Origin of the sequence: Pigmentiphaga kullae, from assembly GCF_004216695.1 — a bacterium.
Taxonomy (GTDB): domain Bacteria; phylum Pseudomonadota; class Gammaproteobacteria; order Burkholderiales; family Burkholderiaceae_B; genus Pigmentiphaga; species Pigmentiphaga kullae.
Window position 1 is genome coordinate 833,092 of sequence record NZ_SGXC01000001.1, and the last position, 24,797, is coordinate 857,888.

The following is a 24,797-nucleotide window of genomic DNA, read 5'->3' on the forward strand; positions in this document are numbered from 1 at the left end:
CTACCAGACGACGCAGAAACCCTGTTCCAGCAGCGCCGACGGCAGGGTGGCGGCGCGCACCAGTCCCACCGCGCCGAAGGCCGCGACCACCACGCCGCCGGCGACGCGCCAGGCCGGCCGCCGCGCGCGGCGGCGCAGCCAGCCGGCGGCGCCGGACAGCGCGACCAGGTTGGGCAGCGTGCCCAGGCCGAAGGCCGCCATCGTCAGCGCGCCGGCCGCGGCGCTGCCCGCCACCAGCGCCACCGCCAACACGCCCAGCGACATGCCGCAGGGCATCCAGCCCCACGCAAGGCCGGTCAGGAAACGCTCCAGCAGCGGCCGGCCGGCGACGCGCGCGCGCACGTGGCGGCTGGGGGGCGAGCGGACGATGGCCGCCACCGCGCCGGTCCAGCCGCGCACCAGCGCGGCCCGCCACGCACCGGCCGCCGGGCCGCCCGCCGCCGCGCGGGGCCAGCCCGCGCGCGCCACCAGGGCCAGGCCGTAGACGCACAGCAGCGCCGCCCCGAAGGCCAGCGCGCCGCGCTGAAGCGGCAGCCAGTCCCGGCTCCAGATGTTGCCCCCCAGGCCACCCGCCACCGCGCCCAGCAGCGCATACGAGGCGATGCGCCCGGCATGCATGACCAGGGCCTCCAATCCCAGCCGCCACGGCGCCGCGCGCCGCAGCACCGCCAGGCGTTCGCCGTGCCGGTGCTCGACCGCCATCACCAGTCCGCCGCACATGGCGGCGCAGTGCACGCCGCCCAGCAGGCCGAGCAGGAGCACGCTGGCCAGCGCCGGCCAGCCGCTCACGCCACGCCCCCACGGCCGATCCGCGTCATGGCAGGTCGTCCACGTCGTTGCCGTCCGGACCCGCGCCGCCACCCGCCAGGTACAGCGTGATGGCGCTGGATACCCCGGCGATCGCCCACAGAAGGAAGAAGGCCGCGGTATAGAACGCCTGGCGCGACATCTCGACCGGGCGCCCGACGATGGTCAGGCCGCGCGGATCGAGCAGGGTGAAGACGACCAGCGCGGCGCCGGCGCTGGCCAGGAAGGCCGGCCACAGCACCCACATGCCGACGCGCCGCCATTTCATGGCGCGCGCTCCACCACCAGCCCGCGCTTGACCACCTTATCGACGACCGGGGGATCGTCATGCGCGACCGCCAGCACGATGGTCACGATGCAGCCCAGCATCGCCACGGCCGGCCCCGCCATCAACAGCCAGGGCCAGGGTTCCTTCCACCAGGGTCCGGCATCTTTCTGTTCCTGCATCCCGCACCTCGCTTTGTCCATTCAAGGAACGATGAAACTCGACGTCTCGCGCAGCCCGTCCGCATCGCGGCCGTCGCGCACGATGAACTCGATCCGGTGCGTGCCCGATCGCGCCCCGTCCACGGGCAGCGACACCCGCACCGGCCACAGGCGGTTCGAGGCCGGCGCCAGTTCAATGTCGGTGCCGCCGTCGGCCCCCTGCACGCGCAGTTGCGGCAGGCCCTGCACGTCCAGCCGCACGCGCATGGCGCGCTCGGTCGCGTTCATGAGCTGCAGCTGGTAGACGTTCTCGATCATGCCGCCCTCGACCTCGCGCGCCAGCACCGAACGGTCGCGTATCACGTCCACGCGCAGCGGCTGCCGCGCCGCCAGGAGGCCGACGAACACCGCCGCCAGCGCCAGCCAGATCGCGCCGTACACCAGCACGCGCGGGCGCAGCACGCGGCGCCGCGCCTGTTTGGCATCCAGCCGCAGCTCGATGGCGCGTTCGGACGCATAGCGGATCAGGCCGCGCGGATACTGCATCTTGTCCATGACCTGGTCGCAGGCGTCGATGCAGGCGCCGCAGCCTATGCACTCGTATTGCAGGCCATCGCGGATGTCGATGCCGGTTGGGCACACCTGCACGCAGATGCTGCAATTGACGCAATCGCCCAGGCCCGCCTCGCGTGGATCTATCCTGCGCGACCGGCTGCCCCGCGGGTCGCCCCGCACCGAGTCGTAGGTGACCACGTAGGTGTCGGAGTCCACCATCACGCTCTGGAACCGCGCGTAGGGGCACATGTATTTGCAGACCTGTTCTCGCATGAAGCCTGCGTTGCCCCAGGTGGCGAAGCTGTAGAACACCAGCCAGAACCATTGCCAGGGGCCCAGCGCACCCTGCCACGCCAGGCCCGCCAGCTCGCGGATGGGGCTGAAATAGCCGATGAAGGTGAACCCGGTCCAGGTCGCCACCGCCAGCCACAACGCGTGCTTGGCGCCCTTGCGCCCGAGCTTGCGCCAGGACCACGGCGCCGCGTCCAGCCGGATGCGCGCGAACCGGTCGCCTTCGGTCAGGCGCTCGATCCACATGAAGATCTCGGTGTAGACCGTCTGCGGGCACGCATAGCCGCAGAACAGCCGGCCCGCCACCGCGGTGAACAGGAACAGCGCCAGCGCGCTCAGGATCAGCAGCAGCGTCAGGTAGATGATGTCCTGCGGCCACAGCACCATCCCGAACAGGTAGAACTTGCGCGCGCCCAGGTCGAACAGCACGGCCTGCCTGCCGTTCCAGGTCAGCCACGGCAGGCCGTAGAACACCGCCTGCGTCAGGAACACCAGCGCCACGCGCCAGTGCGCGAAGACGCCGCTGACCGAACGCGGATAGATCTTGCGCCGGACCTCGTACAGCGCCTGCTCCGAACCTTCCTCGTCGCCGCCGGCGGCCGGGCAGGCGCGCTCGCGCGGGGAACTCATTTCGCCTCTTCGGCGGGCCGAGTCAGGCCCCAGACGTAGGCGGTCAGCAAGCGGATCTGCTGCGGCGTGAACACGTCCTCGTGTGCCGGCATCTGGTTGTTGCGGCCCTTGGTGATGGTCTCGGCGATGACGGCGGCCGAGCTGCCGTACAGCCAGACCTTGTCGGTCAGGTTGGGCGCGCCCAGCAGCGGGTTGCCCTTGCCCTCGACGCCGTGGCAGGCCGCGCAGTTCGCGCGGAAATCGGCCCGGCCGCGAGCGGCCTTGATGGGGTCGGCGGCCAGGCCCGACAGCGAGCGCACGTACTGGGTCACGTCGCCCACCGCGCGCGAGTCCAGTTGTTCGCCGAACGGGGGCATGATGCCGTGCCGCCCCTTCGCGATGGATTCGCGGATGATGTCGGGCGAAGAACCGTACAGCCAGTCGCCGTCGGCCAGATTGGGAAAGCCCTTGCTGCCGCGCGCATCCGACCCATGGCACTGCGCGCAGTTGTTCAGGAACAGCCGCTGCCCGATCTCCCGCGCCTGGGCATCGTCGGCGATGGCCGGGATCTCCATGTCCTCGAAGCGCGCGTACAACGGCTGGACCTGCTCGCGCAACTGGTCCTGCTGCGCGGCCAGCGCGCCCGTGCTGGACCAGCCCAGCCAGCCCTGGACCTTGCCCAGGCCGGGATACAGGACCAGGTAGCCCAGCGCGAAGACACAGGACAGCAGGTACATCCACATCCACCAGCGCGGCAGCGGATTGTTCAGCTCGCGCAGATCGCCGTCCCAGACGTGGCCGGTATCGTCGACCTGGCCGCCTGGGGCGGCCTTGGAGGATTTCAGGAAGGCCCGCTGCGAGAACAGCAGCCAGACGCACCAGACGATGCCCGCCAGCGCGATCGCGCCGATGTAATAGCCCCAGAAGTCGGTAGTGAAATCGCTCATTGCCCGGCATCCTTGCCTTGCGCCGCGACGGCGCTTTCGTCGGGGAGCGCGAACGGCAGCATGGCCGATTCGCGGTTGGCCTCGACGCGGGCGCGCGACCACGCCCACGCCACGATGGCCAGGAAGGTCGACAGCGCCAGCGCCGTCGCGATCGATGTCATCCAAGCGATCATGTCCATCACCGCCCCTGCTTCTTCATCGCCAGTCCCAGGCCCTGGAGGTAGGCCACCAGGGCATCCTCTTCGGTCTTGCCGGCCAGCTCACCGGCCGCCGCCGCGATCTGTTCGTCGGTATAGGGCACGCCCAGCGTGCGCAGCGCGCGCATGCCCGCCTGGACCTGGTCGCTCGCGACCGGCGTCTGGCGCAGCCATGGATAGGCCGGCATGTTGGACTCGGGCACGACGTCGCGCGGATTGTTCAGGTGGACGCGGTGCCAGTCGTCGCTGTAGCGGCCGCCCACGCGCGCCAGGTCGGGCCCGGTGCGCTTGGAGCCCCAGAGGAAGGGCCGGTCGTACACGCCTTCGCCCGCCTCGGAGTAATGGCCGTAGCGCTGCACCTCGGCCGCCAGCGTGCGGACCTGCTGCGAATGGCAGCCCACGCAGCCTTCGCGGATGTAGACGTCCCGGCCGGCCAGGCGCAGGGCGGTATAGGGCTCCACGCCCTGGACGGGGGTAGTGGTGGAGTGCTGGAAGAACAGGGGCACGATCTGCACCAGTCCCGCGATGCTGACCACCGCGATGGTGGCCAGGATCAGCCAGCCCACGTTCTTTTCCAGCGTCTCGTGGCTGAAGAAGGAAGCGCGCTTCGATTTCATGGCGATGCGCTCCTCAGGCCAGCCGCGGCTGGGCCGCCGCGGACACCGGGACCGGCGCCGGCACCGGCGCGTCGAACGGCCGCCGGCCGCGCGCCGTCATGACGAAGTTCCACGCCATCAGCAGCATGCCGCCCAGGAAGCACACCCCGCCCAGCAGGCGCACGAGGTAGAACGGATACGTGGCCTTGACCGATTCGACGAAGGTGTAGGTCAGGGTGCCGTCGGGTTCCACGGCGCGCCACATCAGGCCCTGCATGACGCCGGCGATCCACATCGCGGCGATATAGAGCACCACGCCCAGCGTGGCGATCCAGAAATGGAGTTCTATCATCCTGGTGCTGTACATCTGCTTCTGCCCGAACAGACGCGGGAACAGGTAATAAAGCGAGCCGATCGTGATCATCGCGACCCAGCCCAGCGCGCCGGAATGCACGTGGCCGATGGTCCAGTCCGTGTAGTGCGACAGCGAGTTGACGGTCTTGATGGACATCATCGAGCCCTCGAACGTGGACATGCCGTAGAACGACAGCGCCACCACGAGGAACTTCAGGATGGGATCGGTGCGCAGCTTGTGCCAGGCGCCCGACAAGGTCATGATGCCGTTCAGCATGCCGCCCCACGACGGCGCCAGCAGGATCAGCGAGAACACCATGCCCAGCGATTGCGCCCAGTCGGGCAGCGACGTGTATTGCAGGTGGTGCGGGCCGGCCCACATATAGGTGAAGCTCAGCGCCCAGAAGTGGACGATGGAAAGCCGGTACGAATAAATGGGCCGCTCGGCCTGCTTGGGCACGAAGTAGTACATCATGCCCAGGAAGCTGGTGGTCAGGAAGAAGCCCACGGCATTGTGCCCGTACCACCACTGCACCATCGCGTCCTGCACGCCGGCGTAGGCCGAGTACGACTTCCACATCGTGGCCGGCCATTCCAGGTTGTTGACGATGTGCAGCAGCGCGATCGTCAATATGTAGGCGCCGAAGAACCAGTTCGCCACGTAAATGTGGCGGGTGCGGCGGCGGACGATGGTGCCGAAGAACACGACGGCGTAGGCCACCCATACCAGCGTGATCAGGATGTCGATGGGCCACTCGAGCTCGGCGTATTCCTTGCTGCTGGTGTAGCCCATCGGCAGCGTGATCGCCGCCGCGACGATGACGGCCTGCCAGCCCCAGAAGGTGAAGGCCGCCAGCGGCGCCGAGAACAGCCGCGCCTGACAGGTACGCTGCACCACGTAGTACGAGGTGGCGAACAACGCGCTGCCGCCGAACGCGAAGATGACCGCGTTGGTGTGCAGCGGCCGCAGGCGCCCGTAGGTCAGCCACGGCACGTCGAAGTTCAGCGCCGGCCAGATCAATTGCGCGGCGAGCAGCACGCCCACTGCCATGCCCACGATCCCCCACACGACCGTCATGACGGCGAATTGGCGGACGATCTTGTAGTTGAATGTTTCGCCTGAAAGCGCGCCGCTAGCGCTGTCGCCCATGGCTGGTTCCCCTGATTCTGAATTCCCGCGCCTATCATGCGCATGTACAGGGAAACCCGCCTTGATGCAGATCAAGCCTCGCGAGAGGAGCGCGCGGACGGCGGCGTTTCATCCACACCGGACGGCGTATCGTCGTCCATCAGGATGGCGTAGTCGGCGCCTTCCATGTCTTCGAACTGGCCGTCCTGCACCGCCCACCACAGCACGACGACCACGGCCAGTACCAGCATCAGGCTGAGCGGAACCAGCAGATAGAGCGTTTCCATCAGCGTCGCAGCCTCCATGCGTTACCCACCACCAGCAGCGACGACAACGACATGCCCAGCGCCGCCATCCACGCGGTGATCCAGCCCGACGCGGCCAGCGGGATGAAAGACAGGTTGTAGGCCAGGGCCCAGCCCAGGTTCTGGCGCATCACGCGACGCGCGCGGCGCGCGGTGCGCAAGGCGTGCGCCACGCCCAGGATGCCGTGGCCGTTCAGGATCACGTCGGCGCTGGCGCGGGCCAGCGGGGTGCCGGCCGCGACGGCCATGGACACCTGGGCCAGGCCGAGCTGCGGCGCATCGTTGATGCCGTCGCCCACCGCCAGCACCACCGCGCCACCGGCCTGCAGGCGCGCAACATAGTCCTTCTTGCCCTCGGGGCTGACGCCGCCCGCGTGGCTGCCGATGCCGAACTCGGTGGCCCAGGCTGCGACCGTGCGCGCATCGTCCCCCGACACCAGATGCACGCGTTTGCCCATGGCTTGCAGCGCCCTCACCATCTCGTGGCTGCCCTCGCGCGGCGCATCCCGCAGCACGAAGCGCGCGAGCGGCCCGGCATCGCCGGCCAGCCACACCTGCGTGGCGATGGCGCCGGGCGCCACGTCCCGGCCATCGGCCACCGGCGGCAACGGCGACGTGTCGCGCACACCCGCCGCGAAACATTGGCTGCCCAGGCGTATCGCAACCCCGCCGAAGCTGGCTTGCACGCCCTGCCCCGGCAGGTGGCTGGCGTCCTGGACGTCCGGCGTGGGCAGGCCCGCCTCGCACGCCGCCGCGATCAGCGCCAGGCCCGCCGGGTGCGTGCTGCCTTCCTCCATGGCCGCCGCCAGCGCCAGGCACTGTCCCGCGCCCAACGCGCCGAATATCTCCACGCTGGCCACCGTGAACCGGCCCTGGGTCAGCGTCCCGGTCTTGTCCAGCACCACGTCGGTGACCTGCGCCAGCGTTTCCAGCGCATGTCCCTTCACCACCAGCACGCCCTTGCGGGCCAGGGCCGCCGTGGCGGCCGCCAGCGCGGCCGGCGTCGCCAACGACAGCGCGCAGGGGCAGCTGACCACCAGCACCGCGATCATGACGGGCAGCGCACGCGAGGGATCGATCCACCACCAGACCGCGCCGGTGGCCAGCGCCAGCGCGATCAGGGCCAGCACGAACGCCACCGCGATGCGATCGGCCAGCACCGCGATGCGCGGCTTTTCCTCCAGCGCCCGGTCCAGGGCCTGGATGATCCGCGCCAGCCGGGTCTCGCCGCCGACCTGCTCGACCCGCATCCATACCGGACTGCCGTTGTTGTGGCTGCCGGCGACCAGCCCATCGCCCACGGCCTTGGCGATGGGCCGGCTTTCCCCGGTCAGCATGGCTTCGTCGACCTGCGTGGCGCCTTCGAGTACCCGGCCGTCGGCCGGCACGGCCTCGCCCGGGCCGATGCGCAGCACGTCGCCCGGACGCACCTGTTGCAAAGCGATGACGTCGGCCTCGCGGCTGGCCGGATAGTCCCGCAGCCGCGCGCAGGTGGCGGGCAGTTGGGCCGCCAGCGCGCGGCCGCCGTCCTGCGCCTCGTGGCGCACCACCAGTTCCAGATAGCGCGCCGCCAGCAGCAGGGCCACGAACATGGTGACCGAATCGAAATAGACCTCGCCCCGGTTGGCCACCGTGGCGGCCACGCTGGCGCCGAAGGCTGCCAGGATGCCGATCACCACCGGCAGGTCCATGCCCGGGCGGCCATGGCGCAGCCCGCGCCAGGCGCCCCGCATCAGCGGCCACGCGCTGTACGCCACCACCGGCAGGGTCAGCGCCAGGCTGGCCCAGCGCAGCAACTGCCACTGGTCGGGCGCGATCGAGGCTTCATGCCGGTACAGCGGCCACGCATACATCATGACCTGCATCATGCACAGCAGCGCCACCGCCATGCGCAGCAGCAGGCCGCGCTTCTCGCGGCGCAGGCCGTCGTTCGCGGCGCCCGGCTGGAAGGGCACGGCGCGGTAGCCGATGGCGGCGAACGCGTCCAGGACGCGGCCCAGCCCGGTCTGCGCCGTCTTCCAGCGCACCCGCGCCCGGCCGGTGGCATGGTTGACGTGCGCCGCCACCACCCCGGGCTGACGCTCCAGGTGCTGCTCGCACAGCCAGACACAGGCGGCGCAGCGCAACTCGCCTATCGTCAGCCAGGCCTCGGCCGTGCCGGCGTCCACGGCGCGCACGTAAAGCGATTCGATGTCGGCCTGCCCGAACGCCGCGCGCAGGTCCGCCTGCCCGTCGGCATCGTCCAGCGGACGGCCCAGGCCGTTGCGGAAGCGGTAGAAGCTCTCCAGGCCCGCGTCGTGGATGGTCTGGGCGACCGCCAGGCAGCCGGCGCAGCAGAACCAGTGCAGGTCCCCCGCGACCGACGCGCGCAGGCCGCCGCCCGCGGGCTGGCCACAGTGATAACAGTCCGCGGACGGGGCGCTGGCGGCCGGCGCGTCCAGGGTGGCGCAAGGCAGCGAGGTCGTGTTCACGCCACGCATTCTGGCGGCAAGGCCGGCTGCGCGCGTTGATCCAGGTCAAGCCGAAGGGTTCAGGCGGGCCGCGTCAGGTCTTCCAGGCGACCCAGCCAGCGCATGGCATGCTCCCGGCCGTCCCCGCACATGTCGGGTGCGGGCATCAGCGAGGCGCAGACGGCGGGGCGCTCGGGCCGGCCGAACAGCTTGCAGCGCTCGTCTTCGTCCAGCTGGATGCAGCGCATGCCGGCCGGCTTGCCGCCGGGCATGCCCGGTATCGGCGTGGAGATGGACGGTGCCGTGCAACAGGCGCCGCAGCCGGGACGGCACTCCATGCAGTCAGTCCGCCCGGACCGACTGCACGAAGGTCTGCGCCGAATCGCGGTCCAGCTCGTCTTCCCGGCCCAGGGCCACGACCTCGATCAACTGGTTCCCCAGCAGGTAGACCCGGCCCAGCAGCCAGGACGGCGTGTTCGCCACGACGCCATGCACCTCCAGTTCCACCGCCCGGCCGAGTTTGCGCGTGTCGGCGGGCGCCTGCCGCAGCGTGATGTCCTTGCGGTAGGTCAGCGTGCCGCGCAGGTTGGCCAGTAGCACCTGCTCGAAGGCGTCGGCGACCTTGGCCAGTTCGGCCGGATCGGTCAGGATGGACTCCGGCAGCGTCACCCGACCAACCGCGAAGATGGAGGTGTCCACCGGCGCGATGTCGAACGCCAGCGGCAAGGTATGGCCGGCGATGTCCACGTCGCGCTGGTCGGGCTTGGGACGGGCGGGGAAGGTGACGCGGATCGCCCCGTCGGCCGCCGGCATCTCGCGCCAGTTGTACTTGGGCGAACAGGCGGCCAACATGGCCAGGAGCAGGACGAGGCAGGCGCGGATCGGAGAAGACATAGGCATTCCAGCGGCAGTGTGCGGCATCGCCGCCCACCCGTCCGCGACAAAACGGTACAAGCTGTTACACGAGCCGGCCGGCCCGCTGGAAGCGGCTGAGCGACAATCCGCCTTTGAAACCCCATATACACAATAGATACGGGACAACGAATTGTCGCTGATTTCCATGACGACCGCTCCGGACGGCACGCAGCTCGCGGCGTACCGCTGGGACGTGCCGCCCCGCCCGCAAGGCTACCGGCCGGCTTACCTGCTGCACGGCCTGGGCGAACACGCCGGCCGCTACGAGGGGCTGGTGCGCTGGTTCGCCGCCCGCGGCTGGTCGCTGGCGGCGCACGACCACCGGGGCCACGGTCGTTCCGGCGGCAAGCGGGGCGCCCTGCGCGCCAGCGACGACCTGGTGGTGGATGCCGAACACCGGCTGGCCGAATACGCGCGCGAAACAGGCGCGCCGCCGCTGCTGATCGGCCACAGCCTGGGCGGCCTGGTAGCCGCGCGCGTGGCGCTGCGCGGCAACGTGCCGCTGGCCGGCCTGGTGCTGTCCTCGCCGGCCTTCAGCGTGGAACTGTCCGCCCGCCAGCGCTGGATGCTGGACATGCTGGGCGGCGTCGCCCCCGACCTGCGGGTGGGAACCGGCCTGAAGATCTCCCGGCTGTCGCACGAGCAGGCCGTGATCGACGCCTATGCCAACGATCCGCTGGTGCACGACCGGATCAGCGCGCGGCTGATGCGCTTCATCGCCGATGCCGGCGCGCAGTCGATCGCCGAGGCCTCCACCCTGAAACCGCGCACGCTGCTGATGGTGGCCGGAGACGATGCCATCGTCTCGCCCTCGGGCAGCCGGCGCTTCGCCGATTCGGGCGCGCCCGGCAAGCTGGCGCTGCGCTGGTACCACCAGGCCTACCACGAGGTCCTGAACGAATCTCAGGCGCTGGCCGCCCCGGTCTATGCCGACATGGAGACCTGGCTGGCCACGCTGGCCGACCCGGTTTGAACCGGCCGGCCAGAATGGGCTATCCTAGCCCCATGGAATCCATCCGGCGTGCCCTGTCGGCACCCGCCTCCTCGCTTCGATCCCGGTCGACGCGCATCCACGCGCGTCGCGCCTCGTCGCGCCCGTCCATCCTGTTTCCGCTCATCCCGGCCTTCCACTCCTGAGCCCGGCGATCCCCCTCCCCTCTACCGCTTTCTCGCAATCGATCGCCGGGCTTCCCGAACAAACGTCTTGAACGCCGTTTTCCCGGCACCGTTTTTTCAGGAGACAGGCATGCAATCTGGCAGCCCTCACTACATCACCGTCAGCGAACTCGACTACGTTCGCCTTACCAGCCTTCTCGGCGACCGCGAGCCCGCCCCGGGCACGGCCCAGGCCGTCCTGGCCGAGGCCCTGGACCAGGCCGACCAGGCCGAGCCGCGCGCAATCCCGGCCGACATCGTCACCATGCAAACCCGCGTGGAAGTCGAGGACGAAGGCGGCACGCGGCTGATCACGCTGTGCTATCCGAAGGAAGCCGATGCCGCCAAGGGCATGGTGTCGGTGCTCTCGCCCATGGGCGCCGCCCTGCTGGGCGCGCAGGTGCCGGGCACGATAGGCTGGACCCCGCCCGATGGCGAACCGCGCCAGGTGCGCGTCCTGCGTATCGACTACCAGCCCGAAGCCAATGGCGACTACACCGCCTGACCCCTCCTGCCACGCGGCGGCCGGACAACATCCCCGCCCCGTTTCCCGCCTTGCGTCCCCTGGCCGTGCTAGAGTAGCCGCCGAGTCGGTGCTTCACAGTTAAACGGGAAACAGGAGGGCCCCTTCGGGACCTAACCTGTGCTGCCCCCGCAACGGTAAGCATTCGTCCCGCGTGGCCACGCCGCGCGCGACACGCCGCATCGAACCCACTGTGCCCCGTCCCGCCGCATCCTCCGGCGCAGACGCGCATGGGAAGGGGATGCGGCCAGGAATGCCAGCCCGGATACCGGCCGGCTCGACGGTCCCCAGGACCGAAAAGGGGGAAGCGCAACGCTTCCCGATTCGCAAGCCGACGTGCGGGGATGCGCGTCACCGAAACCGCAGGTATCCATGTCATCCAGTTCCACCTCCTGGCGCCTGGCCGGCGCCACCGGCGCGCTGCTGTGCGCCGCCAACGTCCAGGCCCAGGCTCCGGCCACCGCCACCACCCTCGATCCGGTCACCGTCACGGCCTCGCGCGTCGAGCAGCCGCTTTCGCGCGCGCTGGGCGACGTCACCGTCATCGACGCCGAGACCATCCAGCGCGCCGGGCAGAGCAGCCTGGCCGAGCTGCTGCAGCGCGAACACGCCATCGACATCGGCACCAACGGCGGTCCGCAGACCACGACCAGCGTCTTCATCCGCGGCGCCAACAGCCGCCACACCCTGGTGCTGATCGACGGCCTGCGCGTGGGCTCGGCCACCTCCGGCACCATGAGCCTGAACGGCATAGACCCCGCCAGCGTCGAGCGCATCGAAATCCTGCGCGGCGCGGCCAGCAGCATCTATGGCGCCGACGCCATCGGGGGCGTCATCAACATCATCACCAAACGCCAGGCCGACCGGCCGCTGGCCATCAGCGGATCGGTGGGCGCGGGCAGCCACGACACCTACAAGGCCCAGGTCAACCTGGACGGCGCGCAGGGCATGTGGAGCTACGGCCTGCAGTACGGCAAGTCCAAGAGCCGCGGCTTCAACGCCACCCTGCCGGGCAGCTTCGCCTACTACGGCGACCGCGACGGCTACGAGCAGGAAAACGCCGCCGCCCGCCTGGGCCTGGCCTGGGCCGCCGGCCACCGCATCGAGGCCAGCGTCTACAACTCCCGCATCAACGGCCAGTACGACAACAACGGCATCGCCTACGACTCGCGCGCCGTCACGCGCGTACAGGCCTATTCGCTGTCCAGCGTGGACCGCATCACCGACACCTGGACCAGCACGCTGCGCTTCGGACGCACCGTGGACGATTACCGCGACTACGCCAGCGCCACGGCCCCGCGCGCGCAGGCGCGCACGCGCCAGGATCTGTTCACCTGGCAGAACGACCTCGCGCTGGCCGCCGGACAGAACCTGTCGCTGATCGCCGAGCACCTGCGCGAAGACGTGCTGAGCACCTCGCTGACCGGCAGCTTCCCGACCCGGCGCCGCACCAACTCGGCGGCCGCGATCTATCGCGGCGACTTCGGCCCGCACCACGTCCAGCTCAACCTGCGCCACGACAACAACTCCCAGTACGGCGGCAATACCTCGGGCGCGGTGTCCTACGCCTACGACCTCGCGCCCGGCTGGCAGGCCACGGCCGGCGCCGGCACGGGTTTCCGCTCCCCCACCTACAGCGACCTGTACGGCTTCGGCGGCAACCCCGACCTGAAGGCCGAGAAATCGCGCAACGTGGAAGCGGGCCTGCGGTATCGCCAGGGCGGCACCACGGCCTCGATCACGGCCTTCCGCAACCGCGTCTCGAACCTGATCGTCTGGGTGGACGACGGCACCGGCAACTGGACCGGCAGCAACGCCAACGTCGACAAGGCCATCCTGAAGGGCGTGAACGTCAGCGTCGCCCAGCAGCTGGGCGCGACCACACTGCGCGCCAGCGCCGACTGGCAGGACCCGCGCGACGCCCGCACCGGCGAACAACTGGCCCGGCGTGCCCGCGGCAGCCTGAAGCTGGCGGCCGACCACCGCCTGGGCCCGTGGCTGCTGGGCGCCGAATGGCTGGCAACCACCCCCCGCGTGGACTACGCTGGCGCGGTGGGACGCCTGGGCGGCTACAGCCTGATGAACCTGATGGCGTCCTACGACGTCAATCGCAACACGCAGGTACAGGTGCGCTGGAACAATGCGTTCAACAAGCACTATGAACTGGCGGGCGGCTATGCGACCCCGGGTTCGACGGTCTTCGTCAACCTCAGCTACCGCCCCTGAGCGGCGCCAGCCGCGGGCCGTTCTCGCGCTGGCACTGACCCTCGCGGCGGTACTCGGCCCGACAGCCGCGTCGGCCCAGGCCATCCACGCGCGCGACGACGCCGGCCGCGACATCGCCCTGCCCGCGCCCGCGCGGCGGGTGGTATCGCTGGCGCCCCATGCCACCGAGCTGCTGTACGCGGCCGGCGCGGGCTCGGCCATCGTGGGCGTGGACCGCTACAGCAACTACCCGCCCGAGGCCTTGCAACTGCCCCGCGTGGGCGATGGACTGCAACCGAGCGCCGAGCGCATCGCGGCGCTGGCGCCCGACCTGGTCGTGCTGTGGGCGTATGGCGACGGACTGGCGCACGCAGGGCTGCCCGATTCCCTGCTGGAGCGGCTGGGCATCCGGCTGTACTACAGCAATCCCCGCAAGCTGGCCGACATTCCCGGCGCCATCGAGCGGTTGGGCGAACTGACCGGCACCCGCGCCGCGGCCCAGGCCCACGCGGCGGACCTGCGGCGGCGCCTGGAGGCGCTGGCCACACGCTACGCGGGCCAGCGCCCCGTGCGCGTGTTCTACCAGGTGGGTTCCCGGCCCATGTACACCGTGAACGATCGCAGCATCATCGGCGATGCCCTGCGAACCTGCGGCGCCATCAACGTGTTCGGCGGCCTGCCCGCCGCCGCGCCCATGGTGGGCGCGGAAGGCGTGCTGCGGGAGAATCCGCAGGCCATCATCGTGGGGCAGGCCGGCCCCGGCGCCGATGCAGCGCTGGCGGACTGGAAGCGCTTCGGACCGGCGTTGGCGGCGGTGCCGGACAACCTGTGGGCCGTCGACCCCGACGCCATGCACCGCCCGGGCCCGCGCATGATCGAAGCCACCGAGCGCCTGTGCGCAAGGATCGATGCCACGCGGCGGCAGGCAGCCGGACGATGAACGAGGTGGAAAGCGCGGGAAAGGAAGGGGGACGTGGCAGCGACGGGGGCTGCACGAGGGGAAAAACGGGAAATGGCGCGCCCGGCTGGGATCGAACCAGCAACCCCTGCCTTCGGAGAGCAGTACTCTATCCATTGAGCTACGGGCGCGTAGCCGCTAATTGTACCCTGCCTGGAAAATTTCGTCTTTTGCCCCGCGCGCGCGGCCCAAAAAACACCGATTGAGCCGAGCGACGCCCCTGCCGCTATAATCAGACGTTTATGTGCGGGAAAGCAGCCGACCGGGAGGAGAAAGGCGGCGGCCCATCCGGCGCAATACAAGTATCAAAGCAAGCAGTCAGCAAAATCCCATAAACCGTCACGTGTCGGGCGTGCCCGGCCCATAGACTTGCAGGACTTGGCAATGAGCAACGCGCAGCATAATCACGAAGAAGGACATGAATCGCCGATCAGGACGCCCCGTCAGCTGATCACGGTGGTCATACTGGCTTTCGTCGTCCCCATCATCACTATCCTGCTGCTCGTGAACTTCGTCGCCAGCGGCAACAAGTCCAACGCCGGTTCCGACGCGCAAACGCCCGAGGCCATCGAGGCCCGCATCAAGCCGGTGGCCGGCTTCGAATTGCGCGATGCCAACGCCCCGCGCGTGTTCCAGTCCGGCGAAGCGGTCTACAAGGCGGTCTGCGCCACCTGTCACGCCGCCGGCGTGGCCGGCGCGCCCAAGTTCGGCGACAGCGGCTCGTGGGCCAAGTACGTCTCCACCGGCTTCGACGCCATGCTGCAGGTCGCCCTGCACGGCAAGGGCGCCATGCCGGCCAAGGGCGGCAACCCCGACCTGGACGACTTCGAGGTCGCGCGCGCGGTGGTCTACATGGCCAACAACAGCGGCGCCAGCTTCAAGGAGCCGGCCGAGCCCGCACCCGCCGCGCCGGCCGCCACCGCGGAAGCCCCGGCTGCCGCTCCTGCTGCCCCCGCCGCCGCACCGGCCGCGCCCGCTCCCCAGGCCGCCGCGCCGGCTCCGCAAGCCGCGGCGCCCGCCGCCGCCTCCACCGCCGACGGCAAGAAGCTGTACGACTCCACCTGTTTCGCCTGCCACGGCGCCGGCATCGCCGGCGCGCCCAAGTTCGGCGACAAGGCCGCCTGGGCGAAATACGTCGCCACCGGCATGGACGCCATGGTGTCGGTCGCCATGCAGGGCAAGGGCGCGATGCCTCCGAAGGGCGGCGCCGCGAACGCCACCGAGGCCGACATCCGCGCCGCGGTGCAGTACATGGTCGACGCAGCCAAGTAAGCCACCTCGCCCGCTTCAATCCAAAAAAAACCCGACCCGCCGAAAGGGGGCCGGGTTTTTTATTCGGGCCACGCCGCTACGCGGCGGGCGGCACGAGACGCTGGATGGCTTCGTCGCTCAGGCCCAGGTAGTCGCGCAGCACGGCTTGCGTGTCCTGCCCCAGCAGCGGCGGCGCGTGGCGGTATTGCACCGGCGTGTCGGACAGGCGCAGCGGGCTGGCGACGGAAGGCGCCGTGCCCGCCAGCGGATGCGGCAGGTCCAGGCGCAGGCCGCGGGCCTGGACCTGGGGATCGTCGAAGGCCTGCTCGATGGTGTTGATGGGGCCGCAGGGCACGCCCACGGCTTCCAGCCGCTCCAGCCAGTAGTCGCGCGGCTTCTTTTCCATGATCCCGGCCAGGATGGGCACCAGCCGGTCGCGGTTGATGACGCGGTTGCTGTTGATGCTGTAGTCGGGGTGGTCGGCCAGGTCCGGCGCCTCCAGCACGCCGCAATAGGCGCGGAACTGGCCGTCGTTGCCCACGGCGACGATCAGGTGGCCGTCGGACGCCGCGAACACCTGGTAGGGCACGATGTTCTGGTGGGCGTTGCCGGCCCGCTGGGGCGCGGCGCCCGAGGTCAGGTAGTTCAGCGCCTGGTTGCCCAGCATGGCCACCACGGTGTCCAGCAGCGCGATGTCAAGGTGCTGGCCCAGGCCGCTGCGCTGGCGTTCCTGCAGCGCGGCCAGGATGCCCACCGTCGCGTACATGCCGGTCAGGATGTCGGCCACGGCCACGCCGGCCTTCTGCGGGCCGGCGCCCGGCAGGCCGTCGCGCTCGCCGGTGATGCTCATGAAGCCGCCCAGCCCCTGGATCATGAAGTCGTAGCCGGGGCGGCTGGCGTAGGGGCCGGTCTGGCCGAATCCGGTCACCGAGCAATAGATCAGGCGCGGGTTCGCTTCCTTGAGCGAGGCGTAGTCCAGCCCGTACTTCGCCAGCCCGCCGACCTTGAAGTTCTCGATCAGGATGTCGCTTTGTGCGGCCAGTTCGCGCACCAGCCGCGCGCCTTCGGGCGTGGCGATGTCCAGCGCGACCGAACGCTTGTTGCGGTTGACGCTGAGGTAGTAGGCGGCCTCGGCCGTATCCCGGCCCTGGCTGTCCTTCAGGAACGGCGGCCCCCAACTGCGCGTGTCGTCGCCCGCTCCCGGCCGCTCGATCTTGATCACCTCGGCGCCCAGGTCGGCCAGGTTCTGGGTACACCAGGGTCCGGCCAGGACGCGAGTCAGGTCCAGGACACGGATGCCGGCCAGGGGAGAAGTGCGTGCTGTCATGCTTTGCTCGAATTCGCGTGAAGGAAGGACAAGACCGCGGGGCCGGCGAATGCCGGGCAGTCCATAAGCTTACCGCAGGGGCGCGCCGTCACAAGTCGTGATGCCCCCATTCACGCCAGGTGATTACGCCGCAGAAAGGGTCCTCGTATGCTGGCCCGACGCCAGGGACCGCCCGGTCTCCGGTCAACCAGAACGGAGGAGACATGCATCGCCACCCGCTCATACCGGCCGCGTGGATCGCGGCCGCATTCGCCTGCGCCCTGCCGCCGCTGGCCGCTGCCCAGGACATTCCACGCAAGTCGATCACACTGGTCGTCGGCTTCGCGCCCGGCGGCGGCGCCGACACCGCGGCCCGCCTGATCGCCAGGAAGCTGTCGGAAAACCTCGGCCGGCCGGTGGTGGTCGAGAACAAGGCCGGCGCCGGCGGCAACATCGCCCACGACCTGGTGGCGCGCGCCGAGCCCGACGGCGCCACCATCCTGCTCGGATCGATCGGCCCGCTGGCCATCGCGCCCCACCTGATGAAGCTGCCCTACGATCCGGCCAGGGACCTGGCGCCCATCACCATGGGCGTCAACTTCCCCAATGTGCTGGTGGCCTATGCCGGCCTGGGCGTCAAGACGCTGAACGACTACATCGAGATGGCGAAAAAGCATCCCGAGAAGATGAGCTATGCCTCGACCGGCGCCGGCTCGGCTTCGCACCTGGCGGGCGAACTGCTCAACCAGCGCGCCGGCGTGAACGTCGTCCACGTGCCTTACAAGGGCGGCGCGCCGGCCATGGTGGATCTGCTGTCGGGGCGGGTCGCCTCGTATTACTCCACGCCCTCCTCGGCCCAGCCCCACATCGAGACCGGCAAGGTGGTCGCCATCGCCACGACCGGCCTGAAGCGCCCGGCCTTCATGCCCGACGTGCCGACCATCGCGGAGTCCGGCATTCCCGGCTTCAATGCCACCAACTGGTACGCGTTCGTTGCGCCGGGCAAGACGCCGGCCGGGATACTCGATCGCTGGAACGAGGAAATCGTGAAGGTGCTGAAGGATCCCGACGTCTCGGCACAGTTGATCAAGCACGGGCTGACGCCGGATCCTATGAGCCGCGAGGAACTCGCCCGGTTCATCGCCGACGAATCGGCCACGTGGGGCGCGATCATCAAGGAGCGCCACATCACCGCGCAATAGCTTCGCCCCTCTCCCTCCTCGATATCCCGCGCTTGCCGTCGGTGCCCGACCGGCTCATAATAGCTAGTAGTATAGTTTACTATCACATTAAACCGAGCAACCGGGCAGGCACCCGGCCGCCCGCGCGTCGAGCGACGCATCGAGGAGACAAGCTTGAAACCCAGCCTATCGTGTGGCCTGGCCGCGGCGAGCCTGGCGCTGGCCGGCATCCAGGCCGCCCATGCCGACGACTTTCCCGCGCGCCCCATCCGCCTCGTCACCCCCTACCCGGCCGGCCTGACGCCGGATGTCGCCACGCGCATCATGGCCGAAAAGCTGGGCAAGCTGTGGGGCAAACCCATCGTGATCGAGGCCAAGCCGGGCGCCAACGGCTTTCTGGCACTGGGCGCCGCCAAGCAGGCCGCGCCCGACGGCTATACCCTGCTGGTCGTGGGCGACGCGCACATGACCACCAATCCCAAACTGCTGGCGTCGGTTCCCTACGATCCGCAGAAGGACTATGCGCCGGTGTCGATGTTCTTCCGCGCGCCCTTCCTGTTCTACACGTCCGCCGCGGCGCCCTATGCGTCGATGCGCGACCTGATCGAAGCGGCCCGCAAGGACCCGAAGAAGATCACCTACGGCACCCCCTACGTGGGCAGCCCCGCCCACTTCGGCGGCGCCATCCTGGCCCAGGCCACGCGCACCGAGATGATGCCGGTCCACTACAAGGAAGGCGCGCAGATCTACACGGCGGTCGCCAACGGCGACATCAGCTTCAGCGTGGCCACCATCGGCTCGGGCCTGCCGCTGGTCAAGGCCGGCAAGCTGAAGATGCTGGCCACCGCGTCGCCGCAGCGGCTGGCCGACTACCCGCAGGTGCCCACCGTGAAGGAATCCGGTGGTCCGGACCTGGCCATCGAGACCTGGGTGGGCCTGGTGGCGCCGGCCGGCACGCCGCCCGCCGTGGTGCAGAAGCTCAACGCCGGCATCGCGCAGGTGCTGAAGGATCCGGAACTGATCGAGAAGTTCGCGGCGCTGGGCATCGAACCGCAAAGCAGCACGCCGGCCGAGCTGTCCACGCGCGTGCGCGATGAGCTGGCCGAGGTGGAAACGCGCATCAAGCGGCTGGGCATCAGCATCGAATAGCCCGCCGTGGGCGGCGGCCGGCCGCCGCCGCTATTTCAGCCGCATGTGCACCCGCACGAAGTCGCTGCGGAACAGGCCCTGGGATTCATAGACCAGGACCTCGTCCTTGTCGAACACCGAGCGGGTGACCACCATGATGGCGGTGTTCACCGGCACGTCCAGCAGCTGCGCCACCTCGAAGTCGGCGTTGCTGGCCTGGATGGTCTGCTCGGCCCGGCCGATGCGCTCGCCCGCGTGGTTCTGTATCAGCTGCATGGGCACGGGCGAATTGAACGCCTTCTTGCCGATGGCCCGGAAGATCGTGCGCTCCACGTACGAATCGCCCACGAAATACGGAATCTGGTTGTGCTTCTGCAGCCGGCGCAGGTGCTGGTAGCCGTCGGGCGACAGCGAGCCGCCGTGGTGGTTGATCGACTGCGGCCGCATGACGGTGCTGCTTTCCAGCCATTCGATCTGGATGTCGGGCACGTGGTTGACCAGCGTGTCCCAGCTGGTCGGGATGTCGTAGAAGACGCCGCTTTGCGGCCGGCGCAGGACGAAGGTGCCGCGGCCGCGATAGCGGCCGATCAGCCCTTCGGATTCCAGGAAACCGATGGCGTGGCGGATGGTGGCGCGCGCCACGCCTTCGTCGCGGGCCAGTTCGTCCAGCGACGGGATCTGCTGGTCCACCGCCCACTCGCCCGTCTCGATGCGCCTCCTGAAGGACATCACCAGCTTCACGTAGATGGGCGTCCCCACCTGCGCCAGGTTCGCGATGGCGGTCGACGGCGTCGTGCGGGTGGCGCGGGGCGGAGGCAGCGTCATGAGGCGGGATGTGCTGGTTGACTAGCCTTTCATTCTATCAGTGGCCTGTCCCGCGATAGGCGGCGCGGATGGTGGGCTATAGTCGGTGCTCTTCCGGCAACAAGCATCGCCCCCGCATGAGTCTCGAATCCGTCCGCCATTTCCTGGCCGCCCACGCGCCCGACATCGCCATCATCGAACTCGAACACAGCACCGCCACCGTCGAACTGGCCGCGCAGCACCACGGCGTCGCCCCCGGCCAGATCGCCAAGACGCTGTCGCTGCGGGCGGGCGACCGTGAGGTGCTGCTCGTGACGCGCGGCGACGCCAGGCTGGACAACAAGAAGGCCAAGGCCGTGTTCGGCGGACGCGTGAAGATGCTGCCGGCCGACGAAGTGGCTGCCGTGACGGGGCACCCGGTAGGCGGGGTCTGCCCGTTCGGCCTGGCCACGCCGCTCCCGGTGTATTGCGACGTCTCGCTGCGGGCCTACGACGAAGTGCTGCCCGCGGCGGGCTCCACGCACAGCGCCGTTCGCATCGCGCCGCTGCGCCTGGCCGAGCTGGTCGGCGCGCAGTGGGTGGACGTCAGCCAGGAAGCGGCCTGACGCGCTCCTATTTCAGATCGGTGTGGATCTCGACGAAGTCGCCGCGGAAGACGCCCAGCGATTCGTAGACCAGCACGCCCTTGTGGTCCAGCACGGAACGCGTCACCTGGATGACGGGTGCGCCCGAGGTCAGGTCCAGCAGGCGGGCGGTGTCGAGGTCGGCCACGCTGGCGCGCACCGTCTGCTCGGCATGGCCGACGCCGCCCGGCAGGCGGGCGTCGAGGATCTTCAGCGGAATGGGCTTGGCCAGCACGTCGGCGCCGAAGGCGGCATAGACGTTCTTCTCGATGTAGGTATGGCCGATGCCGTAGGGAATGTGATGGCGCAGCAGGCGCCGCTTGAGCGCCTGGTAGGACTCGCCCAGCGCGGCCCCCGCGTGCACCGAGGCGGGAGGCTGCGCGCACTCGTGGCTTTCCAGCCATTCGACCTCGATGTCGGGCTGCGGGCCGGTAAGTTCGTCCCAGTTCATCGGGATGCGATACCAGATGTTGGACTGGGGACGCGCCAGCACGAAGGTACCGCGGCCGCGGAAACGGCCGACCAGCCCTTCGGCCTCGAGCATGCCCAGCGCGTGCCGCACCGTGACCCGCCCCACGTCGAACTCTTCCATCAGCTCGTCCAGCGACGGAATGCATTCGTTCAACGGCCAGACGCCATTCTCGATGCGCTGGCGGAACAGCGCGAAGAGCTGCGCGTACATCGGCAGCCCGCCGCGCGGGCCGGTGTTGGCGGCGCGCGCGGAGGTGTCGGAAGCGTCGGTAGTGGGTCGTGCGGATGCCATGGAGCGAATCACCTGCGGCGGATGGCCAGTCTCGCGCCCCGGGGCGCAAACGCCTATTGTGCCGGGGCGCGGCGGGCGCTGGCAATCGAGCCGTCCCGTCACGGCGCCAGCGCGATCACGTCCAGCGCATAGTGGGCGTTGCCGCCGGGCGCCCCATTGGCATCCGCGACGCCCACGGCGATGCGCGCGGGCGGGTCCTTCGGGAAGAATTCCATCCACGCCTGATGGAAGCTCTTGCGCTTGTCCAGGTCATGCAGATAAAGCGTGACCTTCACCACGTGCCGGAGCGTCGCCCCCGACGCCGCCAGCACCGCCTCGACATTGCGCAGCGCCTGGCAGGCCTGTTCGTAGGGGTCGTCGGGCATGCGGCCGGTGGCCGGATCGCGGCCGCGTATGGCCGACAGGAACAGGAAACCTCCGGCCCGCACGCCGGGCACCATGCCAGCCATGCGGTCGGGCGCGTCCGGCGACTGCGGCATGCTCTGCCTATCCATTCAGGAACTCCCGGATGATGGCGGCGGCGCGGTCCGGCGCGTCGGTCTGCACCTGGTGGCCGGCCCCGGGCACCCATTCTATGCGCGCGTCGGGCAGCATCTCGGCCAGCGCACGGCCGGTGGCGGGCACGGCGAAGGTATCTTCCTCGCCCCACAGGATCAGGGTCGGGATGCGCCGCGTCAGCGCGGGCAGCGCTTCCTGCCATTGGGTCTGGAGCTTGAGCACCGGGTCGTTGCGCACGAAATCGATGCCCTGCGCCATGCGCTGGAAGGCCTCGAACGCGCCGGGGCGCGTGGCGGCGCGCTGGCGATCGTCGATCAGCGCGTCGGTGATGCGCGACTTGTCGATGATCAGCGCCTCCAGCAGGCGCTTCATGCCGGCACGCGAACCGTCGTAGCCCATCAGCGCATGCATGGCCTCGTTCGGCGCCTGCTTGATCCCCAGCGAGCCGGCGATGGTGAGCGAGGACACGATGACCAGCTTCTCGACGCGGTCCGGGTGCAGCATGGCGTAGTACACGCCAGACCACGCGCCCTGCGAATTGCCTAGCACCGAGAATTTGTCCAGGCACAGCGCATCGACGAAATCGGCGGTGTGCGCGGCGCGGCTGATCAGCCCGTAGGGGGTGGGCGCCTGCGTGTCCGTCAGGCCGAAGCCGCCGATGGAATCGGGCGCGACCACGCGAAAGTCCTTGCCCAGCAGCGGCAGCACCAGGCCCATGCCCGAGGCGCCGGACGAGCCCGCGCCGCCGCCGTGCAGCGCCACCAGCGTGCGGCCCTGGTCGCCCGCTTCCGCGTAGTGCGTGCGCACGCCGTTGGCCAGTACCCAGCGCGATCGAATTGCCGTGTCATTCATGGTCGATGTCTCCAGTCGAAGAGATGGGCCCCGCCCGTCGCGGGGTCCGCTTGCTCAGTTGCCGTGCCGCGGCACCAGCCCGCGGTCGTGGTAGGCCTGCACGTAGCGCAGCCCCAGGGTGCCGGCGAAATTGCGGATCAGGAGCGGATGCACGCCCCACTCGTACAAGGTGGCCAGGTCGCGCTCGCGCAGGACGCGCCGCTCCTCGTCGTCCAGCGCATGGCCGTCGAAGGCGCCGGCGGCGTCGGCCTTCAGCGCCTCTTGCAGCGCCTGTTCCTTGTCGAAGCGGAACAGGTAGCGCTCCAGCGCGTGCCGGTCGCGCCCCGCCGCGCTGGCGTGCCCGGGCGCGGCCGCGCGCGCGTTTCCGGGCGGCAGCAACAGTTCGGTCACGCCTATCCCGGTCACCCAGGCCTGCACCGGTTCGTAGGCCGCCACCCGCGCGCCGGTGGCCCGGGCCGCGCCCGCCGCCAGCAGCCAGTTGCGGATCTCGGCCGCGCCGTTGCCGGCGCTGCGCACCACCTCCGCCGCATCCCAGCCGGCGATCTCGTCGAACCGGCCGGCGGCGAAACCTTCCAGGAAACGGCGGTCGAAGTCGCGGTTGATGTGGCCGGTCTCGGGCATGCCGACCCAGTGGCTCAGGCCGCCGGTGCCGAGCACGGCCACGCGCGGCGCCAGTTCCTGCATGCGCAGCACCTCGCCCAGCGCGCGGCCGAAGTCCAGGCAGCGGTCCAGGCGCGGCAGCGGCTCGATGGTGCAGTTCACGTACACCGGCAGCACCGGCACGTCCCAGCCGTCCAGCAGTAGTTGCAGCGGGCACGAGAAGCTGTGGTCCAGCGGCAGTCCGCGCGCGCCGGCCGCATCGAAGCCGGCCGCCACCATGCCCGCGTGCACCGCTTCGCCCAGGCCGGCCACGCCGGTGTAGTCGCGCTTGGGCACGCCGAATTCCCCATGCCCGGGAAACGCCGTGCCGGTGCCGATGGCGAACACCGGCAACGCGGCCTGGTCGAAGGTCAGGAAATGGTCGGTGGCCACCACCACCAGCACGTCCGGGCGTGCCGCCCTGAGCGAGGCGGACAGGGCCGCGAAGGCCTGGAACACCCGGTCGGCGCGCGCCAGGTCGTCCGGATCGCCCTTGGGCGTGCGCATCATGGCGCCGGTATGGGCCGTGGCGGCGGCCCAGACGATCTCGCCCATGCCCATGGTCACGCCCCCTCGTCCAGGTGACGGCGCAGGAAGTCCACGAAGCGCTCGTAGGTCAGCGCGGCCGCCTCGGGCGAATAGCGCTCCAGCGTGCTGTCCATGTAGGCATGGCGCGCACCGGGGTAGACGTGGAACGAGATCGGCGCGGGCGCATGCGCTTCCAGCGCCTCCTTCAACGCCAGGGTCTGGTCCATGGGAATGGCTTCGTCGGCCGCGCCGAAATGCAGCTGCATGGGCGCCTGGATGCGCGGCGCCAGCGCGATGCGTGAGCGGTCCTGGCCGTCGGGCGAATAGGCGGCCGGCACCACCGGCAGCGCGTACAGCACCACCGAGCAGGCCAGGTCGCGCGTGTCGGCCGCCCAGGCCAGCACCGTGCCGCCGCCCAGGCAATAGCCCAGCGCGCCGATGCGGCCCACCCGGGGCTGCGTGCGCAACCAGGCCAGCGCCGCCTGGCAGTCGGGCACCACGACCTCGTCGCGGGCGGCAATGAAGGCCTTGCTGCGCCGTTCCTCGGCGGTGGTGTAGTCCTGCGGCGGCCGGCCGCCGATGCGGCTGTACGGATCCACGGTCAGGACGATGAAACCCTCGGCCGCGAGGCGCCGCGTTTCCTCCTGGCGATGCTCGGTCACCCCCAGGTTCTCGGGCGCGCAGACCACCGCGCCCAGCACGTCGTCGCCCTCGGGCTCGGCCAGGTAGCCGCGCACCTGGTCGCCGCCGCTGGGAAAGGTCACCCAGCGGCCATGGCTGGTTCGCTTGCTCATCGATGCCT

At 69.8% G+C, this 24,797-nt stretch carries 27 protein-coding genes, 1 tRNA gene and 1 riboswitch; of the genes, 8 read left to right on the top strand and 20 right to left on the bottom strand.

The genetic code is table 11. The annotated features are described in order from the left end of the window. The 12 genes from EV675_RS04095 to EV675_RS04150 all read right to left on the bottom strand — a co-directional run bounded on the left by EV675_RS04095 (window position 1) and on the right by EV675_RS04150 (window position 9,560). Window positions 1–789, bottom strand: coding sequence for a sulfite exporter TauE/SafE family protein (locus EV675_RS04095; protein WP_242621330.1), 789 nt, complete (start codon window positions 787–789; stop codon window positions 1–3). 25 nt (window positions 790–814) lie between these two features. Next, window positions 815–1,075 carry a hypothetical protein gene (locus EV675_RS04100; RefSeq protein ID WP_130356125.1) on the bottom strand — a complete coding sequence of 87 codons (261 nt, stop codon included), beginning with the start codon at window positions 1,073–1,075 and terminating at the stop codon, window positions 815–817. Beyond that, window positions 1,072–1,254: a FixH family protein gene (locus tag EV675_RS04105; RefSeq protein WP_130356126.1), complete on the bottom strand. Its 183-nt coding sequence runs from the start codon at window positions 1,252–1,254 to the stop codon at window positions 1,072–1,074. The genes EV675_RS04100 and EV675_RS04105 overlap by 4 nt, the downstream gene beginning before the upstream one ends. A gap of 21 nt (window positions 1,255–1,275) precedes the next feature. After that, entirely contained in the window at window positions 1,276–2,709 is a 1,434-nt protein-coding gene (ccoG, locus tag EV675_RS04110; RefSeq protein ID WP_130356127.1) for a cytochrome c oxidase accessory protein CcoG, read from the bottom strand. Then, complete coding sequence (gene ccoP / locus EV675_RS04115) at window positions 2,706–3,635, bottom strand: cytochrome-c oxidase, cbb3-type subunit III (RefSeq protein ID WP_130356128.1); 930 nt, start codon at window positions 3,633–3,635, stop codon at window positions 2,706–2,708. Before ccoP ends, ccoG begins: the two co-directional genes overlap by 4 nt. Next, a complete protein-coding gene (locus EV675_RS04120) occupies window positions 3,632–3,796 on the bottom strand; it encodes a cbb3-type cytochrome oxidase subunit 3 (protein ID WP_371696333.1) in 165 nt (54 codons plus the stop codon). The genes ccoP and EV675_RS04120 overlap by 4 nt, the downstream gene beginning before the upstream one ends. 17 nt (window positions 3,797–3,813) lie before the next feature. Beyond that, entirely contained in the window at window positions 3,814–4,449 is a 636-nt protein-coding gene (gene ccoO / locus EV675_RS04125) for a cytochrome-c oxidase, cbb3-type subunit II (RefSeq protein WP_130356129.1), read from the bottom strand. Between the two features lie 13 nt (window positions 4,450–4,462). Then, window positions 4,463–5,932 carry a cytochrome-c oxidase, cbb3-type subunit I gene (gene ccoN, locus EV675_RS04130; protein WP_130356130.1) on the bottom strand — a complete coding sequence of 490 codons (1,470 nt, stop codon included), beginning with the start codon at window positions 5,930–5,932 and terminating at the stop codon, window positions 4,463–4,465. 71 nt (window positions 5,933–6,003) lie between these two features. Continuing rightward, window positions 6,004–6,198 carry a cbb3-type cytochrome oxidase assembly protein CcoS gene (gene ccoS, locus EV675_RS04135; RefSeq protein WP_130357901.1) on the bottom strand — a complete coding sequence of 65 codons (195 nt, stop codon included), beginning with the start codon at window positions 6,196–6,198 and terminating at the stop codon, window positions 6,004–6,006. Beyond that, window positions 6,198–8,696: a heavy metal translocating P-type ATPase gene (locus tag EV675_RS04140; RefSeq protein ID WP_130356131.1), complete on the bottom strand. Its 2,499-nt coding sequence runs from the start codon at window positions 8,694–8,696 to the stop codon at window positions 6,198–6,200. Before EV675_RS04140 ends, ccoS begins: the two co-directional genes overlap by 1 nt. Before the next feature lie 50 nt (window positions 8,697–8,746). Further along, on the bottom strand, window positions 8,747–9,004 hold the full coding sequence (locus tag EV675_RS04145; protein WP_130356132.1) for a YkgJ family cysteine cluster protein: 258 nt from the start codon (window positions 9,002–9,004) through the stop codon (window positions 8,747–8,749). Between the two features lie 4 nt (window positions 9,005–9,008). Continuing rightward, entirely contained in the window at window positions 9,009–9,560 is a 552-nt protein-coding gene (locus tag EV675_RS04150; protein ID WP_130356133.1) for a hypothetical protein, read from the bottom strand. A gap of 166 nt (window positions 9,561–9,726) precedes the next feature. On the opposite strand from EV675_RS04150, the gene EV675_RS04155 reads away from it, so the two are divergent. The 4 genes from EV675_RS04155 to EV675_RS04170 all read left to right on the top strand — a co-directional run bounded on the left by EV675_RS04155 (window position 9,727) and on the right by EV675_RS04170 (window position 14,404). Then, window positions 9,727–10,554, top strand: a complete 828-nt coding sequence (locus tag EV675_RS04155) for an alpha/beta hydrolase (RefSeq protein WP_130356134.1) — start codon at window positions 9,727–9,729, stop codon at window positions 10,552–10,554. 273 nt (window positions 10,555–10,827) lie between these two features. Then, on the top strand, window positions 10,828–11,241 hold the full coding sequence (gene rnk, locus EV675_RS04160; RefSeq protein ID WP_130356135.1) for a nucleoside diphosphate kinase regulator: 414 nt from the start codon (window positions 10,828–10,830) through the stop codon (window positions 11,239–11,241). A 69-nt stretch (window positions 11,242–11,310) separates the two neighbouring features. Beyond that, window positions 11,311–11,550, top strand: a riboswitch (cobalamin riboswitch). 81 nt (window positions 11,551–11,631) lie between these two features. Next, complete coding sequence (locus EV675_RS04165; protein WP_130356136.1) at window positions 11,632–13,485, top strand: TonB-dependent receptor plug domain-containing protein; 1,854 nt, start codon at window positions 11,632–11,634, stop codon at window positions 13,483–13,485. Continuing rightward, a complete protein-coding gene (locus EV675_RS04170) occupies window positions 13,436–14,404 on the top strand; it encodes a cobalamin-binding protein (RefSeq protein WP_130356137.1) in 969 nt (322 codons plus the stop codon). The genes EV675_RS04165 and EV675_RS04170 overlap by 50 nt, the downstream gene beginning before the upstream one ends. A gap of 73 nt (window positions 14,405–14,477) precedes the next feature. Here EV675_RS04170 and EV675_RS04175 read toward each other — a convergent pair. Beyond that, window positions 14,478–14,553 (bottom strand) — tRNA-Arg (locus EV675_RS04175). Window positions 14,554–14,806: 253 nt separating this feature from the next. Here EV675_RS04175 and EV675_RS04180 point away from each other — a divergent pair. After that, window positions 14,807–15,694 (top strand): c-type cytochrome, encoded by an 888-nt coding sequence (locus EV675_RS04180; protein WP_130356138.1) that lies wholly within the window; start codon window positions 14,807–14,809, stop codon window positions 15,692–15,694. Between the two features lie 76 nt (window positions 15,695–15,770). On the opposite strand, the gene EV675_RS04185 is transcribed toward EV675_RS04180, so the two are convergent. Further along, a complete protein-coding gene (locus EV675_RS04185) occupies window positions 15,771–17,000 on the bottom strand; it encodes a CaiB/BaiF CoA transferase family protein (protein WP_130356139.1) in 1,230 nt (409 codons plus the stop codon). A 203-nt stretch (window positions 17,001–17,203) separates the two neighbouring features. Between EV675_RS04185 and EV675_RS04190 the strand changes: the two genes are divergently transcribed. Then, window positions 17,204–18,181 carry a Bug family tripartite tricarboxylate transporter substrate binding protein gene (locus EV675_RS04190; RefSeq protein ID WP_130356140.1) on the top strand — a complete coding sequence of 326 codons (978 nt, stop codon included), beginning with the start codon at window positions 17,204–17,206 and terminating at the stop codon, window positions 18,179–18,181. A gap of 153 nt (window positions 18,182–18,334) precedes the next feature. Beyond that, window positions 18,335–19,309, top strand: a complete 975-nt coding sequence (locus EV675_RS04195) for a Bug family tripartite tricarboxylate transporter substrate binding protein (protein WP_130356141.1) — start codon at window positions 18,335–18,337, stop codon at window positions 19,307–19,309. 30 nt (window positions 19,310–19,339) lie between these two features. Here the strand turns inward: EV675_RS04195 and EV675_RS04200 are convergent, their stop codons facing one another. After that, window positions 19,340–20,113, bottom strand: a complete 774-nt coding sequence (locus tag EV675_RS04200) for a GntR family transcriptional regulator (protein ID WP_130356142.1) — start codon at window positions 20,111–20,113, stop codon at window positions 19,340–19,342. 116 nt (window positions 20,114–20,229) lie between these two features. Between EV675_RS04200 and EV675_RS04205 the strand changes: the two genes are divergently transcribed. After that, window positions 20,230–20,697 (top strand): YbaK/EbsC family protein, encoded by a 468-nt coding sequence (locus tag EV675_RS04205; protein WP_130356143.1) that lies wholly within the window; start codon window positions 20,230–20,232, stop codon window positions 20,695–20,697. Between the two features lie 7 nt (window positions 20,698–20,704). On the opposite strand, the gene EV675_RS04210 is transcribed toward EV675_RS04205, so the two are convergent. From EV675_RS04210 to EV675_RS29655, 5 genes are all read right to left on the bottom strand, one after another. Further along, window positions 20,705–21,478, bottom strand: a complete 774-nt coding sequence (locus EV675_RS04210; RefSeq protein WP_130356144.1) for a GntR family transcriptional regulator — start codon at window positions 21,476–21,478, stop codon at window positions 20,705–20,707. Window positions 21,479–21,576: 98 nt separating this feature from the next. Then, window positions 21,577–21,972: a RidA family protein gene (locus tag EV675_RS04215; protein ID WP_130356145.1), complete on the bottom strand. Its 396-nt coding sequence runs from the start codon at window positions 21,970–21,972 to the stop codon at window positions 21,577–21,579. After that, entirely contained in the window at window positions 21,965–22,828 is an 864-nt protein-coding gene (locus tag EV675_RS04220; RefSeq protein WP_130356146.1) for an alpha/beta fold hydrolase, read from the bottom strand. The genes EV675_RS04215 and EV675_RS04220 overlap by 8 nt, the downstream gene beginning before the upstream one ends. A gap of 54 nt (window positions 22,829–22,882) precedes the next feature. Further along, window positions 22,883–24,028 (bottom strand): DODA-type extradiol aromatic ring-opening family dioxygenase, encoded by a 1,146-nt coding sequence (locus EV675_RS04225; protein WP_242621423.1) that lies wholly within the window; start codon window positions 24,026–24,028, stop codon window positions 22,883–22,885. Window positions 24,029–24,030: 2 nt separating this feature from the next. Beyond that, on the bottom strand, window positions 24,031–24,789 hold the full coding sequence (locus EV675_RS29655) for a dienelactone hydrolase family protein (protein ID WP_165404418.1): 759 nt from the start codon (window positions 24,787–24,789) through the stop codon (window positions 24,031–24,033). Window positions 24,790–24,797: the final 8 nt, after the last annotated feature.